Origin of the sequence: Actinomadura sp. NPDC049753 (assembly GCF_040674655.1) — a bacterium.
Lineage (GTDB): Bacteria > Actinomycetota > Actinomycetes > Streptosporangiales > Streptosporangiaceae > Spirillospora > Spirillospora verrucosospora.
Genome location: NZ_JBFARL010000015.1, coordinates 44,706 through 71,083 on the forward strand (window position 1 = coordinate 44,706; position 26,378 = coordinate 71,083).

A 26,378-nucleotide genomic window follows, 5' to 3' on the forward strand; every position below is an offset into this window, starting at 1 on the left:
TCGGAAAGCCGCCGCCCGGTGGACGTCCGTGCAGGTGGAGGCGGCTTTTTGGGGGGTTCACAGGGACGGATGCCGAGTGCATGCTGTGGGCATGAACGCAGCGGAGGTCCTGGTGGCGAGGCGCCACGTCGACCTCCTTCGCGTGTGCAGCGCGTCCTGTTGAGCCGTTCTTTCGTGCTCCGACGCCACTGATCGGCGAACACCCTCCACCACCGGCTGCCCTTCGGCGCCGGGCCCTTGCCGCCTTCCTTCCGCTGCCCCCTTCCGGAGGTGCCTCGTGTCCACCCATCTGCTCGATCCACCCCGCTCGGCGATTCCCGAAGCGGCGGCACGCCCCGCCGTCGCCGCCCGTTCCGGGGCCGTGCTCCTGTCCCTGCTGCGCCGGGCCCGAAAGGTCAGCGGACTCGTCGTCGTCCTCGCGCTGTGGGAGGCCGGCGCCCGCGCGGGCTGGCTCGGCAGCACGACCCCGCCGCTCAGCGACGTCGCCGTCCGCGGCTGGGAGATGGCGTCGTCGGGCGCGCTGTTCCAGAACCTCGGAGTCTCGCTGGGGCGGGTCCTGAAGGGCCTCGCGATCGGCCTGCCGGCGGGGCTCGTCCTCGGCCTGCTCTCCGGGCTGTTCAGGGTCAGCGAGGACGTCATCGACGCCCCGGTCCAGGCGGTCCGGATGCTTCCGCACCTCGCGCTGGTCCCGCTGTTCATCATCTGGTTCGGGATCGGTGAGACGTCCAAGGTCGGCCTGATCGCGGTCGGCGTCGTGTTCCCGCTCTACATCAACGTGTTCCACGGCATCCGGGGCGTGGACGAGCGGCTGGTCGAGTCGGCCCGCACCTGCGGGCTCGGCCGCCTCGGCCTCATCCGGAAGGTCATCCTCCCCGGGGCGCTCCCGCAGATCCTCGTCGGCCTGCGCCTGTCGCTCGGTGTCGCCTGGTTGACGCTCGTCGTCGTGGAGCAGTCCGCGACGGCCAGCGGCATCGGCTTCGTCATCAACCAGGCCACCCAGTTCCTGCAGATGGAGACCGTCTTCCTGGTTCTCGTGGTGTACGCGCTGCTCGGCGTGTCGACGGACCTGCTGGTGCGGCTCGTCGAGCGGCGCGCCCTGGCGTGGCGGCGTGGGCTGGTGGCGCGATGACGGCGACGGTTGCGGACGGCGTCCGCGTCCGCGGGCTCCGGCGGGTGTTCGGCGACCGCGCCGTCCTGGACGGCGTGGACCTCGACATCGCGCCCGGCGAGTTCGTCGCGCTGCTCGGCGCGAGCGGCTCCGGGAAGAGCACGCTGCTGCGCGCGCTGGCCGGGCTGGACGGCGAGGGGAGCGGCGAGATCGAGGTCCCCGGCAGGCGGGCCGTCGTCTATCAGGAGCACCGCCTGCTGCCCTGGGGCCGGGTGTGGGACAACGTCGTCCTGGGCCTGCGAGGACGCGACCTGCGCGAGCGGGCCGAGGCGGCCCTGGCCGAGGTCGGGCTGACGGCGCGCGCCGACGCGTGGCCGCTCACCCTGTCCGGCGGCGAGTCCCAGCGCGTCGCGCTGGCACGGGCGCTGGTGCGGACGCCCGACCTTCTCCTGCTCGACGAGCCGTTCGGGGCTCTGGACGCGCTCACCAGGCTCAACGCCCAGGCGCTCGTCGCCGACCTGTGGGCCGAGCACCGGCCGGCGGTCCTGCTGGTCACCCACGACGTCGAGGAGGCGCTCCTGCTCGCCGACCGCGCGCTGCTGCTCGCGGACGGCCGGATCGAACGGGAGTACGCCGTGGACCTTCCCCGGCCGCGGTCGCTGGACGATCCGAGGTTCATCGCGCTGCGGCGCGACCTGCTCGACGGGCTCGGCGTGCGAACCGTCCGCCAGGCCCCACCCACCGCCATTCAACCGACGAGCTCCGCTCGGCGGACCGTCCGCCAGCCCCCGCCCACCGCCATTCAACCGACGAGCTCCGCTCGGCGGACCGTTTGACCGCCAAGGAGGCATCATGACCGACCTGACCGCCGACGTGCTCGTCGCGGGCGGGGGCCCCGCCGGCGCGTGGGCCGCGATCAAGGCGGCGGAGGCCGGCGCCGACGTCGTCCTCGCCGACAAGGGCTACCTCGGGACGAGCGGCGCGACGGCGTCGGCGGGCACCGGGGTCTGGTACGTCGAGCCGGAGCCGGAGGCCCGGGAGGCGGCCATGGCCGGCCGCGAGGCGCTCGGCGGGTACCTCGCCGACCGCGGGTGGATGGCCCGCGTCCTCGACCAGACGTACGCGAACATGAACGAACTGGCCGAGATCTCCCGGTACCCGTTCCCGGTGGGCGGGGACGGCCGCCAGATCCGCCGCGGGCTGCAGGGCCCCGAGTACATGCGGCGGATGCGCGTGCGGGTCCGCCGGTCGGGGGTGCGGGTCCTCGACCACAGCCCGGTCACCGAGCTGCTCGCGGACGGCGCCGGGGCCGTCGCCGGCGCCGCCGGGTACCGCCTGCGCGACGACCGGCCGTTCCGGGTCCGGGCGGGCGCGGTCGTGCTCGCCACCGGCGGGTGCGCCTTCCTCAGCAGGGCGCTGGGCTGCGACGTCAACACCGGGGACGGCGCCCTGTTCGCGGCGGAGGCGGGCGCGGAGCTGTCCGGCATGGAGTTCTCCAACGCCTACGCGATCGCTCCGGCCTTCACGTCCGTGACCAAGACGGCGTTCTACTCGTTCGCCACCTTCTACCGCGCGGACGGGACGGTCCTGGAAGGCGCGGGCAGCCGGCGGGGACGATCGGTGATCGCCCGGACGCTGCTCAGCGAACCCGTCCTGTGCCGCATCGACCGGGCCACGCCCGAGGACCGGCGGGCGATGCGGCTGGCGCAGGCGAACTTCTTCCTCCCGTTCGACCGGCAGGGCATCGACCCGTTCACCGACCTGTTCCCCGTCACCCTGCTCGCCGAGGGGACCGTCCGCGGCACCGGCGGCATCCGGATCACCGGAGCCGACTGCTCCACCTCGGTGCCCGGCCTGTACGCGGCGGGGGACGCGGCCACCCGCGAGCTGATCTGCGGCGGCTTCACCGGCGGCGGAAGCCACAACGCCGCGTGGGCGATGTCGTCCGGCACCTGGGCCGGGCAGGGCGCCGCCCGGTACGCCGCCGCGCTGGGCGGACGGGCCGGAGCGCGGACCGTGCACGCCCTCGGCGAGGCGGGCGTCCGACCGGAGGGCCCGGCGGCCGGCGGCCACGCCGACTACGTCGCCGCCGTCCAGGCCGAGGTGCTGCCCTACGACAAGAACCTGCTGCGGCACGGCGGGCGCCTCGCCCCGGCCCTGGACACCCTGGACCGGACGTGGCGGCAGCTGCGCGGCACGCTGCGCGAGGAGGGCGCGGGGGTCGTCCGCGCGCGGTCGGCCGCCGCCATGACCGCGCACGCCCGCTGGATGTACCGCGCCGCGCTGACCCGCACCGAGACGCGGGGCATGCACAAGCGCCAGGACCTGCCCGACCAGGACCCGGCCCAGCACCGCCGGCTCCTCACCGGCGGCCTCGACGAGATCTGGACGCGTCCGGAGACCGGGGCGGTGGCGTCGTGATCGAGATCGTCTCGCGGGAGCGGTGCATCGCCTGCGACAAGTGCGTGGACGTGTGCCCGACGAACGTCTTCGACCGCGGCGCGGACGGCGTCCCGGTCGTCGCCCGGCAGAGCGACTGCCAGACCTGCTTCATGTGCGAGGCGTACTGCCCGGTCGACGCCCTGTTCGTCGACCCGCGCTCGCACGCGCTGCCCGAGCCTCCGGACGAGGCGGCGCTCGCCGCGGACGGGACGCTCGGCGCCTACCGCGCGCAGATCGGCTGGGGCCGCGGACGCACCCCCGGCGCCAGGCTCGCGATCGGCCCGTCGCTGGATTCCGCGGGCGCCCCCCTCACTTCCTGACCCCGACCCGACAGACCCCCTTGAAAGGCGACAACGTGAGATTCCCCCGAGTTCTGGCCGCCGGCCTCCTCGTCCTCGCCGCGACGGCGTGCGGCTCCTCCGAGGCCGACAGCGGCTCCGGGACGCTCCGCATCGGAGTGATCGGGTCGGGGGTCGGCAACAAGCTGACCCGCGCCGTCGGCTTCCTCGACCAGCGCGGCGAGCTGCTGCCGGAGCTGAAGGCCGCCGGCATCACCAAGATCAAGGTCGCGACGTTCCCGAACGGCCCCGACCTGAACCAGGCCCTCGCCGGCGGCTCCCTCGACATCGGCCAGTACGGCGACACCCCCGCCCTCATCGGCCGGGGGCAGGGCCTGCCCACCCGGCTGCTGTCGCTCAACTCCGTCCGCCTGGACGCCGCGATCGTCGCCCGGAAGGAGGGCGGGCCGGCGTCCCTCAAGGACCTGGAGGGCAAGCGGATCGGCGTCCAGACGGGCTCCTACATCCACCGCTACCTGCTCGGCGCCCTGGAGCAGGCCGGAGTGAAGCCGAAGGAGATCATCCACATGTACACGCCCGCGATCGTCGCGGCGCTGGAGAAGAACTCGATCGACGCGGGGGGCCTGGTCTCCGCCGACCAGGTCGCGCAGGAGCAGAAGGGCTACAAGTCGATCGACATCGCGTCCCGGGACCATCCGGACCTGCTCGGCACGTCCGTCACCGTCGTGACGGAGAAGTACCTGGCAGGACACAAGGACATCGTCCAGGTGTGGCAGAAGGCCGAGACCAAGGCCGCGCGGGCCGCCAAGGCCGACTGGCCCGGCTACACCGCCTACGTGGCCCGGACCGGCGGCTACGCCGCCGACGTCTCGGTCAGGACGACGCTGAAGGACCAGCTGCCCGACGAGCCCTTCCCGGCGGAGGGGCTGAAGCTGCTCGAAGGGACCAAGACGTTCCTCGTCCAGCAGGCGCTGATCAAGAAGGACTACACCCTCGAATCCTGGCTGGCGCCCGGGGCCAGGCCGTGACCCCGCCGGACACCGACGTCCTCGTCCTCGGCGGCGGGCCCGCCGGGGCGTGGGCGGCGCTCGCCGCCGCCGGCGCAGGGGCCAGGGTCGTCCTCGCGGACAAGGGTTACTGCGGCACCAGCGGGCCGACCGCGTCGGGCGGCAACAACCTCTGGCACATCCCGCCGGACGGGGAGGCGCGGGCACGGGCGGTCGACGGGCGCTTCGAGCAGAGCGGCCGGCTCGCCGACCGCCGCACCATGGCGCGCGTCCTGGACGAGACCTACCGCCGGGTCGACGACCTCGCCTCCTTCGGATACCCGTTCCCCGTCGACGAGGACGGCGTCGAGCGGCGGGGCAGCCTCCAGGGGCCCGAGTACATGAAGCGGATGCGGCGCCGGGTGCACAGGTCGGGCGTGACGATCCTCGACCACCACCCCGCGCTGCGGCTGCTCGTGGACGACTGGGGCGTCGCGGCCGGCGCGTCCGGCATCGCCCGCCAGAAGGGCGGCGAGACCTGGACCGTCCGCGCGGGCGCGGTCGTCCTCGCCACCGGAGGCTGCGCGTTCCTGTCCGGCGCGTTCGGCACCAACGTCGACACCGGGGACGGGCACCTGATGGCCGCCGAACTGGGCGCCGAGCTGTCGGGCATGGAGTTCTCCAGCGCCTACGCGTTCTCCCCGGCGCACGGTTCGCACACCAAGGGCCTGATGATGCAGTTCGCGACGTACTACACCGAACGCGGCGCTCCGATCGACGTGCCGGATCCGCTCGGCGCCAGGATCCGCGTCGCGGAGCGGCTCGCGGCGGGGGAGAAGGTCTACGCGCGGCTGGACAAGGCGCCCCCGCAGCTCCACGAGGCGATGCGGCAAGCCCAGCCGAACTACTTCCTGCCCCTGCACAAGGCGGGGATCGACCCCTTCCGCGACCGGTACGAGCTGCGCATGGTGCTGGAGGGCACGGTCCGCGGGACGGGCGGCCTGCGGATCGTCGGCGACGACTGCGCGACGACCGTCCCCGGCCTGTACGCCGCCGGTGACGTCGCGACGCGGGAACTGGTGTCCGGCGCCGTCAGCGGGGGCGGCGCCTACAACGGGGCGTGGGCGATCTCGTCGGGCACCTGGGCCGGCCGCGGCGCCGCCGAATTCGCGGCGGGAAGGGCGCGTCCCCGCGCCGTCCCCGCCGGGCGCGCCGGCCTGCGCCCCGGACGGCTCGACGCGGCGACCGTCATCAGGGCCGTGCAGGACGAGATGCTGCCGCTCGACCGCAACCTCTTCAGGACGCGGGACGGGCTTCGCGCCTCCCTGGCCGCCCTCGACGCGCTGTGGGAGCGGATCACGTCCCAGGGCATCGCCGGGACCGGCCGCGAACGCCTCCGCGCGAGGTCGGCGGCGGCGATGACGGCGCACGCCCGGTGGAGCTACCGCGCCGCTCTGGCCCGTCCCGAGTCCCGGGGCATGCACCGGCTGGAGGGCCTTCCACAGCTGCCGCGGTACGAGCACCGGCGCCTCGTCGGCGGCCTGGACGAACCGTGGACGGCCGCGGAGCCCGAGGAGGCGCCGGCATGATCGAGGTGGTGAGCGCGGGGCGCTGCGTGAGGTGCGACGTGTGCGTCAAGGTGTGCCCGACGGACGTGTTCGACCGCGGTCCGGACGGCGTTCCGGTCATCGCCCGGCAGAGCGACTGCCAGACGTGCTTCATGTGCGAGGCCCACTGCCCGACGGACGCCCTCTACGTCGCGCCGTTCACGGGCCCGGCCCCGGCGGGCTCGCCCCACACCGACGAGGACGCGTTGGCCGACGCGTTCGGCGACTACCGGCGCATCGTCGGCTGGGGCCGCGGCCGCACGCCGGGCAGCCGCGCGGACCGCAACCACGTCTTCACCGAACGCCTCAGCCCCCGACCTCCGCGTGCGGCCCCTGCATGAGGCCGACCGGCCACAGGCCGGGTGGTCGGCCGCGAACTCCCGGGCCGGGGGTTCGCGGCCGGCGGCGTCCTCTAGCGCGTGGCGACCGGATCGTCGTCCTTGGCAAGGGTGAGGAAGAAGTCGCGGACGTCCTCGGCGAACAGCTCCGGCACCTCCATCGCGGCGAAGTGGCCGCCGCGTTCGAACTCCGACCAGTGCCTGATGTCGTACAGCCGCTCGGCCAGCGGCCGCACCGACTGCGTGATGTCGTGCGGGAGGACCGCCACGCCGACGGGCACCCGGCACGGCTCGGTGCGCCGCGGGGCGTCGTGGTGCAGCCGCGCCGAGGAGGCCGCGGTGGCGGTCAGCCAGTACAGCGAGATGTCGGTGAGCATCCGGTCGTCGCCGAGCTGCGAGCGAGGGTCCGTCCACTCCGCGAAGCGCTCGGCGATCCAGGCCAGCTGGCCGACCGGCGAGTCGGTCAGCGCGTAGCCGATGGTCTGCGGGGTGAGGGCCTGCAGCGCCTGGAAGGGCGGACGGTTCGCCATCAGCTGCTTGACCTTGGCCAGCCGGGCCTCGTCGGCCTCGGACAGTTCGATGCCGGCGTCCGGGGCCGGCCGGGTCGGCAGGTAGTTGACGTGCACGCCGACGACCCGCTCGGGCGCGACGGCGCCGAGCGCCAGGGAGATGCCCGACCCGAAGTCGCCGCCCTGCGCGCCGTAGCGTTCGTATCCCAGACGGCGCATCAGCCCGGCCCAGGCCCGGGCGATCCTGACGACGTCCCAGCCGCGCTCGTGGGTCGGGCCGGAGAAGCCGAACCCGGGAATGGACGGGATCACCAGGTGGAAGTCGCGGGACAGCGGCTCGACCACGTCGAGGAACTCCAGGAACGAGCCCGGCCAGCCGTGGGTGAGGACCAGCGCGAGCGCGTCCGGCCTCGGCGACCGGACGTGCACGAAATGGATGTTCTGGCCCTCGATCTCGGTGGTGAAGTGCGGGAGCTCGTTGAGCCGCGCCTCGTGCTCGCGCCAGTCGTAGCCGGTGCGCCAGTGCTCGGCCAGTTCCTTGAGCCGCGCCAGCGGGAAGCCGTAGTCCCACCCGGCGTCGGCGACCTCGTTGGGCCAGCGGGTGCGGGCGAGCCGGTCGGCCAGATCGTCGAGGTCGGCCTGCGGGATGTCGATGCGGAACGGCTTGATCATGCTCTGACTCCAGAGATCGCCACTTCGTTGGCATGGCCAATGTTGGTGAGGCCAACCCTATCCCAACTCGTTGGCCGTGCCAACAATGAAGGAGGGCGACGTGGGTGGGGGACAGGGCGCGATCGACCGCGGCCCGAGGTGCGCCCTCCGCTCGGGATTTCGATAATGGCGCGAACCTTTCCCCTGCGGGCGGCCGTCAGACAAACGCGTGTTTCTTCAGTGTCCGTCCGTTATCGTCTCTTCTCGGAGCTCCCCGTGACCAAAACGATCGCGATCCGCCTGGCCGTGAGCGGCCTGCTCCTCATCGGCGCCGCCGCGTGCGACGGCGACGGCGACGGCGGGAAGGCGGCGGCCGGCTCGTCCTCCGCGCCCGCACCGGGCACGCCCTCCGCGGGCACGACCGATGCCGCGCCGCCCTCCGCGCCGCCGCCCACGAGCGCTCGGCCGGCGCCGCCGCGGGCGACGCCGTCCGACCCCAAGGTCACCAACAGCAAGCAGATCGTGATGATCGATCCGGACGGCAAGCGCTACACGTTCACGACGATGGCGCAGATGGCCGCGGGCATGCGCGTCACCATGGGCGAGAACGCTCCGTCGGACTTCTGCGAGAAGTCCTACCGGCAGGGTGTGGAGGGAGGCGGGTCGTTCCCGGCGGGACGCGATGCCTTTCTGGCCGCCTGCCGAGAGGGATGGCGCAAGACCGAACGCTGGATGCGGCAGCGGTAGCGACCGGGCGAGACGCAGCGGTGTTCGACGCGTTCATGACCGCCGGCCCGAAGGTCCGGCAGGGTCCCGCGGACTGGACGCCGCCCCGTCCGGCGCCTCTGTGATCTTGTCGAGCACGGTGGTGTAGAGGTTCCGCCTGTCCGGGCGCGCCCTACCGGCGGCGTGCCTGAGCGCGGGGATCGCCGGTGCCCCGAGGAGGACGAGCCCGTCGGAAACGGCCCTCCGGACGGCCGGGTGGGAGTGCGTGAGCAGGCCGACCAGTGCTGGGACGGCCGGCTTCCACGCCGCGTGGCACAAGGTCTTGACCGCCGAGCGCACGATGTCCGGTTGCCTGTCGTCCAGCAGCAGCACGGTGTGTTCGAGGTAGTCCTCGCGATCCATCACCTTTCGGGAGATCCGGTGGGCGTGCAGCCGGACCCTGGCCTCGGGATGGCCGAGCGACTCGGCCAGGAGCTCCCTGAACTCGGGATCGGGATCCGCGGGCCGGTCCGCGCCGTGCCGGCGCGTGCGTGCGGGGTCGTCGTCGTGACGCTCGGCGAGCAGGGTCAGCGCCCGGCGGATCTGCTCGGGGCCGCCCGTACGGGCCAGCCGGAACAGTTCCGCCCGGGTCGGCCGTCGCCCGGCCTCCGGGACGGGCGGTCGGCTCCGGAGCGCCGAGAGGGCGGCGGAGTCCCGCTCGGCCGCTCCGGGACGGCGCAGCGGCTCGTCCACCAACACGAGCTTGTCCGCGAGGTCGTGGCGTCCCTCCTCGCGGAGGCGCCGGTGCGCCCGCGCCAGCGCGGGGGTGCGCAGCAGCGCGACGCCGGAGATGAGATCGAGCAGGCCCCAGTCCCCGTTGTCGAGCCGGCCGGACAGGGCCTCGGCCAGGACGTCGGGGTCCGCCTTGCGCAATGCTCGGCCGGCTGACGTGTGGAGAGAGGGTCCGCCGTGCTCCCACCATGCCGCCAGCAGCGGGATGAACCGGTCCACGTCGGGCGGGTCCAGATGGGAGGCGACGCGGGCGATCCGTTCGCGAACCGCTTCGCCGCCGGAGCCGCGGTCTCCGGCCCGGCGCAGTTCTGTCTCGTTCATGAGCGTCAGGGCCTGCGCGAGATCGCCGGAGACGGCGAGGTCGACCCGGCCGTCGAGGAAGGCATGCAGCACCGCGAGCCGGAACTCGGGTTCGGGCCAGCCCAGCATGGCGCGGGCCGCGGCTTCGCGTCGATCCCGCTCGGGCTCTTCCAGCAGCCTCAGGAGGCGCTCACGCAGAACCGCCGAACGGGGCTGGTCCCGATCACCGGGACCGGCCGCGCGGTCCGACGCGGACCGGCGGGCGTCCTCCGCGATGGTCCACGTCGGTGCGTCGAGGGGCTGCAACTCGACCATCCAGTCCAGCAGAGGTCCGCGCACCCCCGTGCCGGCTTCGACGAACACGTCGATCAGTGCGCGGAGCCGGTCCCGCGAACCGATCGGGCGGTCGTCGAGGTCGACGGGCCGGTCCGCGACGCGGAATCGCCGGAGGCCGTCGTGAGTGCGGGCGGCCGCGGAAAGAGCGTCCCGCCACCGGCCCACGGCGGGAGGCTCGGACGTCTCGGCGCGATCGCTCGCCGGTCCTGCCAGCCCGAATGCCTCCCGCAACACCTCCGCCTCCGCCAGCCACGGGTTCGCGCCCGCGCGGGCGGCGGCCAGCGCCCGCCCGAGATCGGTGCGGGTCAGCACCGCGCCGCACCGGCGCAGCAGCACCAGCAGGGACCGGCCTCCCACGGCCTCCGGCGGCAGCGCTCGAATCCGTGCGGCGATGTCGAACCCGCTGGTGGACGGCAACCGCCCGACCGTGTCCTCAAGCAGCGCGAGAAGGCGGTCGCGATGAGCGTCGCCGATCTCGGCCAGCCCCGCCACGAGCGTCCTTGCCGACCGGGAGAAGGCCTCCGTCTCACCGGCCGTCCACGGTGGGGGGCAGAGCCGCAACGCGAGCCGCAGGACGCGGCCGCGCTGTTCCGGCTCCTCGGCGGCCAGTTCCAGCCAGCGTTCCAGCATCGGCCGGAGCCGGCTCAGCCGTTCGGCGGTCAGCTCGGCGGAATCCCGGTCGAACCCTTCGGCGAGGCGCCGTGCGATCTCGGTGTTCCAGCCGCGATCAGCCAGGGCGTCGATCTCGGCGTCCGGCCGGGCGGCCCGCGGTCCCTGCCGACGGCTCGGCGGCGTGATGCCGTGGGCCGCCATCCGGTCCGCCAGCTCCGCGGCCGTACCCGACCCGAGGGTGAGCCGGCGTGCGGCGACGAGCGAGAGCAGGGCCGCCCCGGCCGGCGACCCCTGGTCGGCCAGAGCGCCGACCGCACGGGCGGACAGCGCGCCGTCGAGTCCCGCCAGCAGGAGGGCACGGGTGCGGTCGTCGGCGGCGCGGTCGGCCGCGGCGACGACGGTCGCGGCGTAGGCGTCGCCGAGGATCGTCCGCAGTGCCGCGACGAGCGCGCTTTGCAGCCCGGGGTTGTCGTGCCTTCCAAGCCAGAACAGCAGCTTCGGCACTGCCACGGGGGCCCCGGCATGGACCAGCGCGTTCGCGGCGGTCTTCTTGACGTTCATGTTGGGGTGGTCGAGGCAGGCGGCGATCGCCGCCGCCGCCCAGCACGCGCGCGCGTGCCCGAGCGCGAGCAGCGCCTGTCGCGCGGTCTGCGCATCGGAGGCTGCGGTGAGGGGGATCAGGCTCGCCGAGAGTGCCTGCGCGTCCTCGCCGTCGGCGTCGCGGGCGAGGAGCGCGATCACGTGCTTGCGGACATGGCGGTCACGGTGGCGCAGCAGCGGATGCACCCGTGCCCTGATCCCGCGATGGGAGGTCTGCAGGAGCAGGCTGAGCAGCACCATCTGTTCGGCCGCCGTCAGGTCAGGGCGGTCCAGCAGATCGAGCGCGATGCCGGCGACGAGCGCGTCGCCCGCCTCCCGCGCGTCCGCGGCGTCCAGAAGACAGCGCGGCCTGATCCTTCCTCTTTCGTGGAGGCGGCCGCCGAGGTCGCGAACGGCCGCGACGACCTCCTGCGGCACCGTCGGCTCGCTCGCATCTCCGGACGCGTCCGGCGCCCAGGATGCCGCGAGATCGGCCACCACCCGCAGCAGAAGGTCGGCGATGGCCGGCACGGTCTCGGAGCCGGCGTTGCGAGCCAGCCTGCACAGGGCGTCGACCGGCTTCTCCGGGTCCAGGCCCGCGCGGAGAAACGCCAGTTCCCGTTCGTCCGGGCCGCCGAGATCTGCGGCGATCCGGACCGGCAGATCCCGCGGGTCGAGCCGGACCAGGATCGACCTCCGCTGGTCGGGGTCCTCGGTGAGATGCCACAGCACCTCCAGGGCACGGTGGCGTACGGGCCGCAGGTGGGGCGCCACCGCGCCGCTGCCGTCGGGTCCGTCCAGGCCCAGACCGTCTCGCAGGGCGGTGACCGTCCGGGCTCCGCCCACGGCTTCGAGGGCCTCCACCGCTGCGGCGGGCGACCGCGGCAGCGCGGCGATGACGGCCTCTTCGGCGGCCGTATGGCGCAGCGCGCGGATCGCCCTCAGGAACGGCCGGGCATCCGGCGCGGAGCGCAGCAGGTCAGTGACCTTCTCACCCACCGGCAGGTCTCCGGCGCCCTGAGCGGCCAGAGCGACCAGGAGCTCCAGCCGGCGCGGCCAGTGCGGATCGTCCGCATCCGCCCCCATCAGCTCCTTGAGCGTCTCCTGCCGGGACGTGAACAGGATGGTGGCGACCTCGCCCGCGGGCACCGAGTGGTCGGCGACGGCCAAGCGCACGATCGCCGGGACGGCGCCGCCCGCCGGGAAGTGCCCACGCCGGTGCAGCCCGCGCAGGCATCGCGTGACCGGCCCGGCGAGCAGGAGCGGGTCGGTGGCGGCGATGCTCACGAGATCGCCGATGTCGTCGCGGGTCGCGAGGTCTCCGAGCAGCTCCAGCGCCCGCTGACGGAGCCCCGGCGGCCGGCCTCGGTCGGCGGCGATGTCGCGGAGCAGGTCCTGGTGCCCATGGCGGGCCGCGGCTTCGATCGCCGCGGCGGCCACCGCGGGGACGGCGCCGCCTGGCCCGGCTTCGAGGAACCGGTAGAGGTGCTCCTGCGGGAGCGGATCCAACGCGGCCCAGGGCTCGGCCAGCTCACGCAGCGCCGCCGGGGCAACGCCGGCCGCGGCAGTGCCCGCCGCGGGTTCCCCGGCGATCGACCCGGTGAGCCCCACCACGAGGGTCCGGGCCCGCTCCGGTGCCAGCAGCCCCGCGTGCAGGGCCTCGCGCGTGACCCGCAGAGCCTCCGACCGCAGCACGGGATCGAGCCGCCCCATCAACTCTTGGACGAGGAGCTCGGGTTCGTCGACGTCGGTCACGCCGATCCCGCGGACGGCCTGGTAGAGCAGTTCGCCCGGGGGCTCGTCCCGCACGGTCTCCGGCCGGTCGGCGATCTCGGCGGTCAGCCAGGCGATCTGGATCCGCACCGGCGGATCCGCCTCCCGCCACCGCGGCCAGGGCCGGTGCCGGAGGTGGGAGCGCAAGCGCAGATGAAGGCGCGCCATGGCCAAGGACGCCTCCGGCGAACCGTCGAGCGTTCCCGGCAACGACGCCGCGAACTCGGCCAGTTCGGAACGGTCCTCATCTCGTCTCGCCTCAAGGCGTTCGGCAAGGCTCACGAGGCCAAGGCCCCGCAGGCGTGCGTCCTCGTGCCGGACAAGGAGCCGCAAGGTGGCGGGCGGGCACCGCGACGGATCGAGCGCGGCTGCGACCCCGTCCGCGGCGGCGCAGCGTACGGCGGTGAGGACCGGGTCGTCGACCGACGTCATGCGCTCTCAACTCCAGCAGATCACGGATGCGCGCCCAGCGTAGCGAGCGCTCCGCGCCGCTCCCCGGCGGGTTCCGGGCGCCGCGGCGCGGCCCGTCCGGCCCCTTCCTGAGCCAGCAACGGGCGATCCGTCGACAAAGACCTCGTGTAAAAGCTGTGATCAACGATGACCGCTGCGCAGAATGGCCCCAGCTCAGGCACGTGAAGACGCGGGCGCCGCGCTGCGGGCGCTGCCACCGGACGACCGCCGTCACCAGGCTCGTCCTCGAAAAGACGATGATGTTCGACGAACCTGGGGCAGGTGGGATGTCCGGCACGGGACTCAGGACGCTCAGAGCCGCCGATCCGGAACGGGTCGGGCCGTACCGGCTGCTGGCGCGGCTGGGAGCGGGCGGGATGGGGCAGGTCTACCTGGGCCGGTCCCAGGGCCGGCGGCTGGTGGCGGTCAAGGTCGTCCACCCTCACTTCGCCGACGACGCGGTGTTCCGGCGCCGGTTCACGAAGGAGATCGCGGCGGCACGCCGCATCAAGGGCTTCTACACCGCGCAGGTGATCGACGCCGATGCCGACGCCGACCCGCCGTGGCTGGTCACGGAGTACATAGCCGGGCCGTCGCTGCAGGACGCCGTCGAGGAGAACGGCGCGCTGCCCGAGATCTCGGTGGCGGCGCTTGGCGCGGGGCTCGCCGAAGGGCTGCGGGCGGTCCACGAGCAGAACGTGATCCACCGGGACCTCAAGCCGGGGAACGTCCTGCTGGCCCAGGACGGGCCGCGGATCATCGACTTCGGCATCGCGCGCGCGATGGACGCGCCCACCCAGAGCCTGACCCTGGTGGGCACACCCGGGTACATGTCGCCCGAACAGTTCCTGGGCGGCGACCTCGAACCGGCCAGCGACGTGTTCTGCCTGGCCGCCGTGCTGGCCTTCGCCGCGACCGGCCGCCATCCCTTCGGCGAAGGGCCGCCCGAGGCCCTCGGCTACCGGGTCCGCCACCAGAACCCGGACCTGGCCGACGTCCCGGCATCGCTGAGACCGCTGATCGAGGCCGGTCTGGAGAAGGACCCGCGCGGCCGGCCGGCGACCGGAGAGTTCCTGGACCGTTGCTCCGCGCTCGTCGCGGACGAGGGCATGCCCCTGCCGGAGACGTTCACCACCATGATCGCCTCGCGGGTGGCCGAGACCGAGGTCTTCACGAGGAAGGGCGGCACGGGCGAACGCGGAGCGCTCCCTTCGCAGGACGGGCAGGATCAGCCGCCCGCGGACCAGCGCCCATCGCCGCCGGTGCGGGCGGAGCGTCGGCGAGTGCGTCCACCGGCCAAGCAGGCCGCGGCGGTCATGGCCGGGGTCGCGGGCGTCGTGCTCGTCGCCGTGCTCATCGTCGTCGCCGGCAACGGAGACTCCGAGGGGTCGAACAACGCCGGCGCCGCGTCGGCCTCGCCGAAGAGCCGCTCGACCGGCCTCACCGGCGAGGGAAGCAGCATCCGGCCGAGTCCGACCCCCGACAAGACCTGGAAGGCGTTCGACGCCATCTCGGTCAACGACTGCTTGGGCACGTCCGGGGACCCCTGGAACCCCGGCGGGTGGCTCGGGGGCATGCCCCGCGCCGTCTCCTGCGGGGAGAGCGACGCCTACCTGAGGGTCACCGGGGTGGAGAAGACCAGCAGTGCGTGCAACGCCAAGCCGCTCAACGGAGAGTCGTACTGGGAGTCCCCGGCCCACGACGGCGAAAGAATCTATCTCTGCGTGGAACGGCGGTTCAGGGGCGGCGAGTGCTTCCTGGGCCAGAAGGGCAGCAAACCGGGTCTGGCGGCCATCAGCGGCTACGGCTTGATGACCTCGTGGAGATGCGGCAGGAGCGGCCTTCCGAAGGAATACGGCCGCGTGCTCCGGTTCACCGGCTACCACAAGAACCGGTGCCCCCGCGGCTCGCTGACATGGGATTTCCGGCGAGGCGTCCTCTGCGCCAAGGTCGTCTGACGCGAGGATCGCGGTCCGGGCCGGGGGAGTGGAGCGGCCGGCTGTCGGTGCCGTCGCGTTTAATCGAGGCGTGGACGTTGGAGAGCGCATCGCCGAGCTGACCGCCCAGGTCAAGCGACTGAACGATCTGTACTACGGCGCCGGCGACAGCCCGCTGCCGGACGCCGACTACGACGCGTTGAAGGACGAGCTGGCGGCGCTGGTCGCCGAGCACCCCGAACTGGAGCCCGCCGACAGCCCCCTCGGCAAGGTCAACGCGCCCGCGGAGCTGACCGGTCCGACCGTGCGCCACGCGCGCCCCATGCTGTCGCTGGCCAAGGCGACGAGCGAGGAGCAGATCCGCACGTTCTGCGAACGGTTCGTCGGCCAGGTCTTCCGCGTGTCGGAGAAGCTCGACGGGCTCTCGCTCAGCGTCGTCTACACCGACGGGAGGCTCGACTACGTCGCCACGCGCGGCACCGGCGCGGTCGGCGAACTGGTGACCGAGAAGGTGCGCCACGTGATTCCGGGCCTGCCGACCGAGATCGAGGAGCCCGGGCGCGTGGAGGTCCGCGGCGAGGCGGTGATGCTGCGGTCGGTCTGGACGGCCTACAACGAGGCGCACCCGGAGCGGATCCTGACCAACCCGCGGTCGGGAGCCGCCGGAACGCTGGTGCTGAAGGACCCCGAAGCGGCCGTGAAGGCCAAGCGGGTGCTGAGGTTCTTCGCGTTCGGCGCCGACCGCGACGGCGACGCGATCGACGTCCCGGCGGGCTTCGAGTCGGTCGCCCAGTACGTGGGCGCCGGCGCCGAAGAGGTCATCGACGCGATCCATGAGATCGGCGGCCGCCGCGACGACCTCGACTACGACATCGACGGCGCGGTCGTGCGGCTCCACGAGCCGGCGGCGTTCGACGCCGCGGGCTTCAACAGCGCCGAGCCGCGCGGAGCGATCGCGTTCAAGTACCCGCCGGAGGAGAAGCTGACGACGCTGCTGGCGGTCCAGTGGCCGGTCGGCAAGATCGGCCGCGTCCCGCCGCGCGCGAAGGTGGCGCCGGTGTTCGTCGGCGGCGTGACGGTGGAGAACATCACCCTGCACAACCCCCGGCTGATCCGCGAGCGCGATCTGCGGATCGGCGACACGGTGGCGGTCGTGCGGCGCGGCGACGTGATCCCGTTCGCGGGCCGCTCGCTGCCGGAGAGGCGCGACGGGAGCGAGGTCGAGATCGTCCCGCCGACGCGCTGCCCGTCGTGCGACTCCGAACTGGAGGTCCGCGGTACCGGCGAGGAGCGCTGGTGCGTGAACCTGCAGTGCCCCGCGCAGGCGACGCGGCGGCTGATGCACTGGGCGTCGCGCCAGGCGGCCGACATGGAGGGCGTCGGCGATGTCTGGATCGAGAAGCTCGCCGAGGACGGCGTGCTCAAACGCCGCAGCGACTTCTACGACCTGACGGTCGAGCAGCTGCTCGGCTACGAGCGGATGGGCGAGGTCAGCGCCCAGAACATGGTCGACTCGATCGCGTCCTCCAAGAAGGTCGGGCTGCGGCGCGCGTTGATCGGGCTGGCGATCCCGATGGCCTCCGAGGGCACGGCCAAGCGCCTGTGCCTGGCCGGCTACGAGCGCATCGAGGACGTCGCGGCGGCGACGGCCGAGGACCTGGTGGCGATCCGCGACATCGGACCGAAGGCGGCCGAGAGCATCGTGGCCTTCTTCGCCCGTCCCGAGGTCCGGGAAGAGATCGCCGCGCTGCGCGAGCGCGGCGTGGACCTCGACGTGCTGCCCGAGGACCGGCCCCTCGACGCGGCCGCCGCGGGCGACTCGCCCCTCAAGGGAAAGTCGGTCGTCATCACCGGCGCGTTCACCGACCCCCGCTCCGGCGCGAAGATCAGCCGTCCGGACGTCACGCGCCTGGTCGAGCAGGCGGCCGCGACGACCGCGTCGTCGGTCTCGGCCAGCACCGACTACCTGCTCGCCGGAGCCAACGTCGGAGCCGCCAAGACCGGCAAAGCCGAGAAGCTCGGCGTCACCGTCGTCCACCAGGACGAACTGTGGCGCTGGCTGGCCCAAGCCGGCGTCGTCTGAACCCATCCGGCTCCCGGAGCACCCCCGGTCGGGAGCACCGAGGGCCGCCAGTCCTTCAACGTCATCGCCACGCCAGAGCTGCTGGACCTGCTGCGCTCGGCCGAGCACCTGCGCTCCGCCACGGACCGCGCCGTCGCGCTGTGCGCCACCTACGGCGCCGCCAGGACCAGCCGGTGGGAGCCTGCCCTCCCGCCCCCGACCGGGGGACATGACCACCGTGCGGCGGGTGGCGTTCGGGCTGCGCACCTTCCTGCAGTGGCGCCGCACCGGCGACACCGGCTTCCGTGGGGGCGGCCTGGCCGAGGGGACCGTGCAATGGTGGGCCAGGGTGCTGTTCATCGGCGCGCTGCTCGTCGGTGCCGCGGGCCCGATCGCTGCGCTGGCCGGGATCCCCGCCTCCGCCGGCCCTGGAGCACACCGCCGTCCACGCGGCCGGGACCGCCCAGGCCCTCGCGGGCGTGGCGGGCGCGCTGGCCGGCACCTCCATCTTCACCACGGTGATCGCCACCGCTGCCGGGCTGGCCGCGATGGTTCCCAACGCGATCGCGCTGTTCGGCCTCGTCCTGACCGTGGTGGCCGTGCAGATGCAGGTCCGCGCTGTCGAAGAGCCGTACCTGCTGCACGCCCACGGCGATGCTTACGCCGCCTATGCCGCAGAGGTCGGTTGGTTCCTGCCCGGCGTCGGACGCCTCACCTCGTCCCGAGGCGCACAGCGGTGACGCATGCCGCCACCCAAGAGCTGGCGAGAGAGGAACCGGATGCGGTCGACGAGCCCGGCGGCCATCCCGGCGCGCCCTCGACTCGTGAGGGCGCGCCGGGGTTCTCATCGCGGTTCGGGTGCGCTGGTCATGGGGAGGGCGCGTCCACGGGCGACGCCTCCTCGGCGGATTCGTGCAGGCTGATGACCTGGTTGGGGCACATCAGGGCAGCCCGGCGGACGTTCTCGTGCAGATTCCCGGGAGGGGACTCGGCGAGGAGCACGACGGTTCCGTCCTCGTCGGACTGGTCGAAGACCTCCGGCGCGTACAGGGCGCACTGCCCCGCGCCGAGGCAGCGGTCGTGATCGGCGACGATCCGCACGGCGGTCACTGCTCCCAGCTCACCGGGAGACGGTGGACGCCGTAGACGAACATGTCGTGCCGCATGGGCACCTCCTCGGGCGGCACCGCGAGGCGCAGGCCGGGCAGCCCGTCGAACAGGGCGGTGAGGGCCATGCGCATCTCCACGCGGGCCAGTTGCTGCCCGAGGCACTGGTGGATGCCGTGGCCGAACGCCACATGCTGGGACGGCGGCCGCGTGACGTCCAGCTCGTCGGGATCCTCGAAGTGCTCGGGGTCGCGGTTGGCGGCGGGCAGCGACAGGACGACGGTCTGCCCGGCGCGCACCGGGTGCCCGTGGATCTCGACGTCCTCCTTGGCGACCCGGACGACGCCGAACTGGACGATGCTCAGGTAGCGCAGCAGCTCCTCGACCGCGGGGCCGGCCGCTTGGGGGCCGGCGCGGAACGCGTCCAACTGGCCGGGACGGGTGAGCAGGGTGAGGGTGCCCAGCGCCAGCATGTTGGCGGTGGTCTCGTGCCCGGCGACCAGCAGCAGCCGGCCGATGCCGCTGAGCTCAGCGTCGCTCAGCCGGGCTCCCGAGGTGATCAGCGAGCCCAGCAGCGCGTCGTCCGGGCTGCGCCGTTTGGCGGCCACCAGTTCCCGCATGTAGTCCAGCAGCGCGTCCCTGGCCTCCGCCACCCGCCGGGTGTCCGCGGTGACGCTGAGCAGGGCGGCCGACCAGGCGTGGAAGCGGGCGCGGTCGGCGTAGGGCACGCCGAGCAGCTCGCAGATCACCAGGGACGGGATCGGCAGGGTGTACGCCGGAACCAGGTCGGCGGGCGGGCCGGCGGCGCGCAGGGCGTCGAGGTGGTCGGCGACGATCCGCTCGACGCGGGGCCCGAGGGCCTGCATCCGGCGGGTGGTGAAGAACGGCGTGAGCAGCCGCCGGTAACGGGTGTGCTCCGGCCGGTCCATGAACAGCAGCGAACCGGCTCGGTCCTCGGGCCGGAAGGCGGGCCGCCTGATCGGCGAGGAGGCCTGCGCCCGGTCGGCGCTGAACCGCTCGTCGGCCAGGATCTCGCGCACGTCCTGGTGCCGGGTGAGCAGCAGGCCGGTCGCGCCGTCGGGGAACGACAGCGGGGAGACGGGCGACTCGCCGCGGAGCAGGCCGAGCTCCGGTGGCGGGTCGAGCGGGTCGTCGCGCCGCGTGGGAAGCGGGGCGGGGCGGGAGGCGGGGGGCTGCGGAGCGCGCATGGGACGAGATCCCTTCCTCGGAGACTCGCGCTGTGCCGCTCCCGGCGGGACGGCTTGAGCGGGCTCGCCGGAGGAGACGGCATCCGCCTCGAAAGTAGAACGGATCCGTTCTATACGCGAGGTTCCGGCGGGTTGGGGACGTCCAGCAGGGGGCGCAGGATGCCGTCCACAAACCGGTCGACCAGGTCGCGGCCGGGAGGTTCGTCCTGCATCAGCACATGCCCCAGGATGACCGCGAAGGGCAGGTCGGCCAGCAGCCCGGCGTCCACCCGTCCGGGGATCTCGCCGCGTTCGCGGGCCCGGTCGAGCGCCGCCTCGATGGAGCGCCGCACGGGATCGGCCAGCCGTTCGCGGCGCAGCCGGGCTAGCTCGGCGTCCCGGCGGCTGCCCTCCAGCAGCGCGATGACCAGCCCGCGGTCCAGGCTCGACCAGCTGGCGACGTAGGCCATGAGCAGCTGGCGTATGTCCTCGGTGAACGAGCCCGCGTCCCGTCCGGACACCACGGGCCGGTAGCGCTCCATCGCGGCCATCACCAGATGGGCCTTGGTGGGCCAGCGCTGGTACAGCGTCGCCTTGCCCACCCGCGCGCGCCTCGCCACCGAGTCCATGGTCAGCCGCTCGTACCCGACCTCCGAGAGCAGGGCGAGGACGGCGTCGAATAGTTCCGCGCGCCGTTCGGGCCTGCTCAGCGGCACCTTCCTCAGCCCGCTCCGCGCCGTCACGTCGTCCCGCATGCCGCCCGCCCTCCATGCCGGACCCAGAGTGCTCAACACCGTAAGCCAGCCGAAAGCGTCACGGCAGCCTTCAAGACGGAAAAGAACGGACGGCGAGCACTCTGCTTCACAACACACGTGTGACCGGCATGCGCGACAAGCCGCTCCAGCAGGCCAAGGCCGCTCCGAGCCGCCGGCGCAACGCCCTCACCTCTGTTTCGCCCGGCATTTCCCCTCGCCGTTGCCCAATGGATGGTGCCGGGCTGTATAGCGGGTGCTTTTCAACCAATGGCCGTTCATGCAAGTGCCGGCGGTGCGGAAGGCGATTCGTCGCTCCGATCCCGCGGGAACTGACATCACCACAGAAATGGAGAGGGCGGTTCATGTGCGCTCACCGTGCAACGCGAAGCGCCGCAGGCGCGACTGCGTTCAGCTGCCCGTGTCCAGCTCCTCGCCGAGCGCAGTGCTCCACCAGGCGGCGGTGTCGGGCGGGAGGATCGCGTTCGGGCCTTCCGTGCGGATCGGCTCGCTGCTCAGCAGGATCGAACCGCGGGCTGGTATCTGGACGCTACGGTCGCCGGTGTTCACCGCGCAAAGCATTCGAGGGCCGTCGGAATGACCGCTCCGTTCGAAGACCAGGCAACCCGGCGGCCCGTCCAGCCAGCGCAGCTCCCCGTCGCCCAGCGCGGAATGGTCGCGCCGGATACGGAGAGCCTTGCGGTAAAGGGTCAGCGTGGAAGCCTCGTCGTCCCACTGCGCCTCCACGGTGAGCGACTTCCACTCGGGCGGCGACGGCAGCCAGGCGCCGCCCGGTCCGAATCCGAAAGGGGGCTCGTTGCCAGACCACGGCAGCGGAACACGGCAACCGTCCCGTCCGCCCTTGAGACTCTCCAGCTGCGGATCGGTCAGCAGCTCGGCGGGGATGTCGAGCACCTCGGGCAGGCCGAGCTCCTCGCCCTGGTACACGTACGCCGAGCCGGGCAACGCCAGGGTGAGCAGCGCCGCCGCTCGCGCCCGCCGCCGTCCGAGCTCGTCGCCGCCATAGCGGGTGACATGCCGCTGGACGTCGTGGTTGGACAGCACCCAGGTGGTGGGCGCGCCGACTGAGCCGGTCGAGGCCAGGGACTTCTCGATCACCGAGCGCAGTTCACCGGCGTCCCAGTCGGTCCTCATGTAGTCGAAGTTGAACACCTGGTGCAGCTCGTCCGGGCGGACGTAGTTGGCCAGCCGATCGAGCGAGGGCGCCCACGCCTCCGCGACGCCGATCCGCTCCCCGGGATAGGAGTCGAGCAGCCGTCGCCAGCCTCGGTGGATGTCGTGCACGCCGTCCTGGTCGAAGTACGGCACCTTGCCGCGTCCCAGCAACCGCGACTGGGGCGCGTCACCGACGTCGGGCAACCCGGCCGCCTTGACCATGCCGTGCGCCACGTCGATGCGGAATCCGTTGGCGCCCAGGTCCAGCCAGAATCGCAGGACATCGTCGAACTCGGCGCGCACGTCCGGGTGCTCCCAGTTCAGGTCGGGCTGTTGCGGAGCGAACAGATGGAGGTACCACTGCCCGTCGGGCAGCCGGGTCCAGGCGGGACCGCCGAAGACCGACTCCCAGTCGTTGGGCGGCAGTTCGCCGGAGGCGCCTCGCCCCGGCCGGAAGACGTAGCGCGACCGCGCCGGCCCGGAGACCCCGGCGGCCAGCGCCTCCTGGAACCAGACATGCTGGTCGGAGGTGTGGTTCGGCACGATGTCAACGATGACCCGCAGCCCCAGCCGGTGCGCCTCCTCGATCAGTTCGACGGCGTCCGCGAGCCTGCCGAACGTCGGATCCACCGAGCGGTAGTCCGTGACGTCGTAGCCGCCGTCGACCATCGGCGATTCGTAGAACGGCGTGATCCACAAAGCGTCGACGCCGAGCGCGGCGAGATAGGGGAGCCGGCCGCGGATTCCGTCCAGGTCGCCGACTCCGTCCCCGTCGGCATCGGCGAAGCTGCGCACATAGACCTGGTATATGACCGCGTCACGCCACCAGCGCGTATCGCCCGCCGGGAAGCCGGAGAACTCCGCGGGGCGCGTCGGTGAAGGAGGGCTCGACGATGGATCCATACGAGGGACAGTCTGGAGATCGATTCGGTCCGCACCTGAGGTGACCCGTCGGACGCCCGGTGATCGACCGAGGAAACTCGCGCGTTCCGACGCGCGTGAGGAGCGAGTTTCTCAACGTTCGAGGGCCGCGGCCGCCGGGACGCAGGATGGGCCGCGGGCTCCTTGCCTCTACCGGTCCTCTGTGGACTGTCAGAAGTGGGAGCGTCTCGTTCCGAGCGTCCCGCGGGGTGCCTCATCAGAGCCACACCTCGAAAAAAACCAGACGAAAGGAGTCGGGCTTTTGCGCGGCTACTTTTTCCTCCTGCTCCAGTGCACCATGCTCGGTCTCGTCGTGCTCGTGCTGAACAACGTCGGGTTCGAAGTGATCGCGAACGCCGCCATGGGCATCTTCTCGTCGTGGGGCGGCTTCTTCGCCTTCCTCGCGGTCATGGCGGGGTTCTCCGGCGTCGTCTTCGCCTTCATGCGGAAGGTCGCCGCCTAACCGCGCTCCGGGCTTGACGCCTGGATGCGAGAACACGGAATGGGGTCCGCGCACTCAGGTGCGCGGCCCCGTTCTCTTGCCTCGTCCACCGGTGCGGCGGTGCGGTGGCGACGGGGCGGTCCGAGACGGATTGGTGTCACGGTCGCCTGTCGCGGACGGTTCGTCCATCAGGTGCGCGGTTCCGCGACGATGCGTTCAGGCGCGATTGCGTGAGCCACGGAACCCGGCACGATGACCCCCGTGAACGAGAACGATCTCTTTAATCTGGATGGCCGCCGGTTCGCGATGGTCAGCTCCACCGCGAGCCGCGTGGACCCTGACGCGCCCACGCGATTCGCCTACACCGAGGCCGGCGGCGTGGTGTGGGGCAGTTACGAAGGCGACACCGTGGTCCACGGACGGTTCGTGGGGGCCCGGCGCGGGGCCGAGGTCCGGCTGAACTACGTGCACCTGACCAAGGGGAGCGCGGACCCGGTGGCCGGGTCCAGCACGAACCGGATCGAGCTTCTGCAGGATGGCCGGATCCGCCTGGTGGAGGAGTTCCGGTTCGAGGGGGACGACACGCCCCAGGTCAGCGTCTGCGAGGAGATCTTCACGGAAGGTCTTTGAGCTCGGCCCGCCCCGCGTCCGCGCGGATGAAGCGCATCCGGCCGAGGGCGACGGGGCCGGGCCCCGGCTCCGCCTCCGCCTTCGCCGGGGCGTAGTCCGACGTCAGCACGAACGGACGGCGGATCACCTCGTCGAGGATGAGCACCGTCTCGGTGGCCTTCACGGCCGGGATGCCGGCCAGGCGTTCGGAGACCAGGCGGTGCACGGCGGCGACGTCGGTGGCCCGGATCTGGATCATCGCGTCGTGCTGGCCGGTGGTGATCGCGCAGTACTCGACCTCGGGCATCAGCGAGAGCTGGGCGCGGAACTGCGGCCACATCTGCTGCCGGACGGTGACGAAGATCAGCGCGCAGATGCCGAGGCCCGTGCGGACCGGGTCGATCTGCACGGTGAACCGGCTGATCACACCGCTGGTGCGCAGCGCCTCGAAGCGCATGTAGGCGTTGGCCCGGGAGATCCCGACCCGCTGGGCGAGGGCCGCGATGGAGATCCGGCCGTCCTGGCGCAGCACCTCCAGCATCTTGAGGTTGATCGCGTCCAGCCCGGTGCGGATCTGTCCAGACTCGCCCCCCTTAGAAGGTGGTCCGTGCGACGGTCTGTCCATAGATCCGTCTCCTTCTCTCGCTTTATCTTGACTTTCGGTGGTCTCGTAGACGTTCAGCCGGAAGTCTCGCACTATCGGTCTTCGTCGTCCAGAAGCAGACAACGGACCTGACCGAGACCCGGAGGCCACGATGCCGATCACGAGTGGAACCACACGGCGGGCGGCGCTGCCCGTCCTCGTGGCCGCAGCACTCAGCCTGACCGCCTGCTCGGGCGGGGGCGGGACGTCCTCGTCGTCCGGGGGCGGCAAGGCCCTCGTCATCGACACCTCGTTCAACCTCAAGACCGCGGACCCGGGCCGGATGTACGAGCAGACCGGCCTGCTCATCGACCGGGCCCTCTACGACACGCTGCTCAGCTTCAAGGGCTCCGACGTCAGCACGCCGGTGCCGGCGCTGGCGGAGTCGTTCGAGCTGTCCAAGGACGGCAAGAAGCTCACGCTCAAGCTGCGCCAGGACGCGGTCTTCTCCGACGGCAGTCCCGTCACCGCCGACGACGTGGTGTTCTCGCTCGACCGGGTCCGCGACCTCAAGGGCAACCCGTCGTTCCTGCTCGAAGGCGTGACGGTCGAGAAGACCGACGACAAGACAATCACCCTGGTGTCGGCCAAGCCGAACCCGTCGCTGCCGTTCATCCTGCCGAACCCGGCGCTCGGCATCCTCAACTCCAAGGTCGTCAAGGCCAACGGCGGAGCCGCGAGCCCCGCCGACAAGGCGGAGAAGTACCTGAACGGCCAGTCGGCCGGATCCGGCCCGTACATGCTGGAGTCCTTCAACGCCGCCACCCAGGTCGTGCTCAAGGCCAACCCGAAGTACTGGGGCGCCACCAAGCCGGTCTACAAGCGGGTCGTGCTCCGCAACGTCCAGTCGCAGACGCAGAAGCTGAACGTGCAGCGCGGCGACAGCCAGATCGCGGTGGACCTGACGGCCGACCAGGCCCAGGGCATCGGCGGCGGCACGCAGACCGTCAAGGGCGCGTCCGCCAACGTGTTCTTCCTGCTGACCAACCGGAACCCGTCCGTCAGCAAGATCACCTCCAATCCCCGGTTCGCCGAGGCCGTCAGCAAGGGCGTGGACTACGCGGGGCTGCTGGAACTCGCCGGCGAGGGCTCGGTGCAGGCGGCCGGGATCGTCCCGTCCATGATCAACGGCTCGCTGCCCGCGGCGCAGGCGCCCAAGCGCGACGTCGCCGGCGCCAAGGCGGCGCTCGCCGCCGGCGGGATCACGAACCCCAGGGTCAAGCTGGAGTTCCCCAGCGACTTCACGCTCAACGGCCTGTCCTTCCAGCCTCTGGCCGAGCGCATCCAGGCCAACCTGAAGGAGGTCGGCATCACCGTCGACCTCGCCCCCGCGCCGATCGCGACCGCGCTGGAGAGCTACCGCGACGGCAAGGAGGAGATGGGCCTGTGGTGGTGGAGCCCGGACTACCCGGACGCCAGCAACTACCTCGCCTTCCTGCCCGGCGGCCTGATCGGCGAGCGCGCGGGCTGGAAGAAGGGCGCGGACAAGGCCCTGGAGGACGCCGGCGCCAAGGCCGCGAGCACCATCGGCGATGACCGGTTCGCCCAGTACCACCAGATCCAGACCCAGCTCAACGCGCGCGGCCCGATCGTGCCGCTGATGCAGCCGAGCCAGCGCCTGGTCACCGCCGGGTCGCTGACCGGCCTGGCGGTCAACCCGGTGTGGACCTTCGAGATCGCGGCGCTCGGCAGCAAATGAAGTCTCCTCACCCGTCGGACGAGCGGACGCTCAAGGGCCGCCGGCCGCCCGGCGCCCGGTGGTGGTCACGGCATCCGCTGACGCGATTCCTGGCCCGGCGGCTGGCGGTCTCCGTACTGCTGGCCGTCGGGGTCACCCTGGTCACCTTCATCCTGACCAACATGGTGCCCGGCGACCCGGCCACCGCGAACCTCGGCCAGCAGGCGCTCGCCAACCCGGCGATCGTCCAGCAGTTCCGGGAGGAGCACGGCCTCGACAAGCCGCTGCCCGTCCAGTACGCGACCTACATGGGCAACCTCGTCCGCGGGGACCTCGGCGAGTCGCAGCAGAGCCACCGGCCGGTCGCCGACGACCTG

At 72.4% G+C, this 26,378-nt stretch carries 22 protein-coding genes and 1 pseudogene; 16 read left to right on the plus strand and 7 right to left on the minus strand.

Annotation, left to right across the window (positions count from 1 at the left end; all coding sequences use genetic code 11):
• Nucleotides 1–277: 277 nt before the first annotated feature.
• From AB0K37_RS06710 to AB0K37_RS06740, 7 genes are read left to right on the plus strand one after another with little or no spacing between them, the layout of a single operon-like run.
• Nucleotides 278–1,129, plus strand: a complete 852-nt coding sequence (locus tag AB0K37_RS06710; RefSeq protein WP_363975876.1) for an ABC transporter permease — start codon at nucleotides 278–280, stop codon at nucleotides 1,127–1,129.
• Nucleotides 1,126–1,944, plus strand: coding sequence for an ABC transporter ATP-binding protein (locus tag AB0K37_RS06715; RefSeq protein WP_363975879.1), 819 nt, complete (start codon nucleotides 1,126–1,128; stop codon nucleotides 1,942–1,944). The genes AB0K37_RS06710 and AB0K37_RS06715 overlap by 4 nt, the downstream gene beginning before the upstream one ends.
• A 16-nt stretch (nucleotides 1,945–1,960) precedes the next feature.
• Entirely contained in the window at nucleotides 1,961–3,529 is a 1,569-nt protein-coding gene (locus tag AB0K37_RS06720; RefSeq protein ID WP_363975882.1) for an FAD-binding protein, read from the plus strand.
• Nucleotides 3,526–3,870: a ferredoxin family protein gene (locus AB0K37_RS06725; RefSeq protein WP_345172203.1), complete on the plus strand. Its 345-nt coding sequence runs from the start codon at nucleotides 3,526–3,528 to the stop codon at nucleotides 3,868–3,870. The genes AB0K37_RS06720 and AB0K37_RS06725 overlap by 4 nt, the downstream gene beginning before the upstream one ends.
• 35 nt (nucleotides 3,871–3,905) lie before the next feature.
• Nucleotides 3,906–4,877 (plus strand): NrtA/SsuA/CpmA family ABC transporter substrate-binding protein, encoded by a 972-nt coding sequence (locus AB0K37_RS06730; RefSeq protein WP_363975885.1) that lies wholly within the window; start codon nucleotides 3,906–3,908, stop codon nucleotides 4,875–4,877.
• Entirely contained in the window at nucleotides 4,874–6,424 is a 1,551-nt protein-coding gene (locus AB0K37_RS06735; protein WP_363975888.1) for an FAD-binding protein, read from the plus strand. The genes AB0K37_RS06730 and AB0K37_RS06735 overlap by 4 nt, the downstream gene beginning before the upstream one ends.
• Nucleotides 6,421–6,783, plus strand: coding sequence for a ferredoxin family protein (locus tag AB0K37_RS06740; RefSeq protein ID WP_363975891.1), 363 nt, complete (start codon nucleotides 6,421–6,423; stop codon nucleotides 6,781–6,783). Before AB0K37_RS06735 ends, AB0K37_RS06740 begins: the two co-directional genes overlap by 4 nt.
• A gap of 71 nt (nucleotides 6,784–6,854) precedes the next feature.
• Here AB0K37_RS06740 and AB0K37_RS06745 read toward each other — a convergent pair whose 3' ends face one another.
• Nucleotides 6,855–7,961, minus strand: a complete 1,107-nt coding sequence (locus AB0K37_RS06745) for an epoxide hydrolase family protein (RefSeq protein ID WP_363975894.1) — start codon at nucleotides 7,959–7,961, stop codon at nucleotides 6,855–6,857.
• Nucleotides 7,962–8,216: 255 nt separating this feature from the next.
• Here AB0K37_RS06745 and AB0K37_RS06750 point away from each other — a divergent pair, with 255 nt between their 5' ends.
• The gene (locus AB0K37_RS06750; protein WP_363975897.1) at nucleotides 8,217–8,687 is read left to right on the plus strand and encodes a hypothetical protein; all 471 of its coding nucleotides are present in this window, start codon (nucleotides 8,217–8,219) and stop codon (nucleotides 8,685–8,687) included.
• A 33-nt stretch (nucleotides 8,688–8,720) separates the two neighbouring features.
• Here AB0K37_RS06750 and AB0K37_RS06755 read toward each other — a convergent pair whose 3' ends face one another.
• A complete protein-coding gene (locus AB0K37_RS06755) occupies nucleotides 8,721–13,127 on the minus strand; it encodes a HEAT repeat domain-containing protein (RefSeq protein WP_363975900.1) in 4,407 nt (1,468 codons plus the stop codon).
• Between the two features lie 647 nt (nucleotides 13,128–13,774).
• Here AB0K37_RS06755 and AB0K37_RS06760 point away from each other — a divergent pair.
• From AB0K37_RS06760 to AB0K37_RS06775, 4 genes and pseudogenes are all read left to right on the plus strand, one after another.
• A complete protein-coding gene (locus tag AB0K37_RS06760) occupies nucleotides 13,775–15,445 on the plus strand; it encodes a serine/threonine-protein kinase (protein ID WP_363975903.1) in 1,671 nt (556 codons plus the stop codon).
• A gap of 70 nt (nucleotides 15,446–15,515) precedes the next feature.
• On the plus strand, nucleotides 15,516–17,507 hold the full coding sequence (gene ligA / locus AB0K37_RS06765) for an NAD-dependent DNA ligase LigA (RefSeq protein WP_363975906.1): 1,992 nt from the start codon (nucleotides 15,516–15,518) through the stop codon (nucleotides 17,505–17,507).
• 39 nt (nucleotides 17,508–17,546) lie between these two features.
• Nucleotides 17,547–17,669: pseudogene (locus tag AB0K37_RS06770) on the plus strand (ArsR family transcriptional regulator); the annotation flags it as partial.
• Nucleotides 17,670–17,863: 194 nt separating this feature from the next.
• On the plus strand, nucleotides 17,864–18,226 hold the full coding sequence (locus tag AB0K37_RS06775; protein WP_363975909.1) for a hypothetical protein: 363 nt from the start codon (nucleotides 17,864–17,866) through the stop codon (nucleotides 18,224–18,226).
• Nucleotides 18,227–18,353: 127 nt separating this feature from the next.
• On the opposite strand, the gene AB0K37_RS06780 is transcribed toward AB0K37_RS06775, so the two are convergent.
• From AB0K37_RS06780 to AB0K37_RS06795, 4 genes are all read right to left on the minus strand, one after another.
• A complete protein-coding gene (locus tag AB0K37_RS06780) occupies nucleotides 18,354–18,587 on the minus strand; it encodes a ferredoxin (protein ID WP_363975934.1) in 234 nt (77 codons plus the stop codon).
• A 5-nt stretch (nucleotides 18,588–18,592) separates the two neighbouring features.
• Nucleotides 18,593–19,801 (minus strand): cytochrome P450, encoded by a 1,209-nt coding sequence (locus tag AB0K37_RS06785; RefSeq protein ID WP_363975911.1) that lies wholly within the window; start codon nucleotides 19,799–19,801, stop codon nucleotides 18,593–18,595.
• A gap of 110 nt (nucleotides 19,802–19,911) precedes the next feature.
• Complete coding sequence (locus AB0K37_RS06790; RefSeq protein ID WP_363975913.1) at nucleotides 19,912–20,535, minus strand: TetR/AcrR family transcriptional regulator; 624 nt, start codon at nucleotides 20,533–20,535, stop codon at nucleotides 19,912–19,914.
• A gap of 408 nt (nucleotides 20,536–20,943) precedes the next feature.
• Nucleotides 20,944–22,611 carry a glycoside hydrolase family 13 protein gene (locus AB0K37_RS06795; RefSeq protein ID WP_363975915.1) on the minus strand — a complete coding sequence of 556 codons (1,668 nt, stop codon included), beginning with the start codon at nucleotides 22,609–22,611 and terminating at the stop codon, nucleotides 20,944–20,946.
• Between the two features lie 280 nt (nucleotides 22,612–22,891).
• Between AB0K37_RS06795 and AB0K37_RS06800 the strand changes: the two genes are divergently transcribed.
• The gene (locus tag AB0K37_RS06800) at nucleotides 22,892–23,092 is read left to right on the plus strand and encodes a hypothetical protein (RefSeq protein ID WP_363975918.1); all 201 of its coding nucleotides are present in this window, start codon (nucleotides 22,892–22,894) and stop codon (nucleotides 23,090–23,092) included.
• A gap of 240 nt (nucleotides 23,093–23,332) precedes the next feature.
• On the plus strand, nucleotides 23,333–23,701 hold the full coding sequence (locus tag AB0K37_RS06805) for a hypothetical protein (protein ID WP_363975920.1): 369 nt from the start codon (nucleotides 23,333–23,335) through the stop codon (nucleotides 23,699–23,701).
• Here AB0K37_RS06805 and AB0K37_RS06810 read toward each other — a convergent pair.
• Nucleotides 23,685–24,305: an Lrp/AsnC family transcriptional regulator gene (locus AB0K37_RS06810; RefSeq protein ID WP_363975923.1), complete on the minus strand. Its 621-nt coding sequence runs from the start codon at nucleotides 24,303–24,305 to the stop codon at nucleotides 23,685–23,687. The two genes, AB0K37_RS06805 and AB0K37_RS06810, sit on opposite strands and share 17 nt — an antisense overlap.
• A gap of 130 nt (nucleotides 24,306–24,435) precedes the next feature.
• Between AB0K37_RS06810 and AB0K37_RS06815 the strand changes: the two genes are divergently transcribed.
• Together AB0K37_RS06815 and AB0K37_RS06820 are read left to right on the plus strand one after the other, a co-directional pair.
• Entirely contained in the window at nucleotides 24,436–26,022 is a 1,587-nt protein-coding gene (locus AB0K37_RS06815) for an ABC transporter substrate-binding protein (RefSeq protein ID WP_363975926.1), read from the plus strand.
• A partial coding sequence (locus AB0K37_RS06820) for an ABC transporter permease (protein ID WP_363975928.1) occupies nucleotides 26,019–26,378 on the plus strand: 360 nt, incomplete at its 3' end. The genes AB0K37_RS06815 and AB0K37_RS06820, both read left to right, overlap by 4 nt.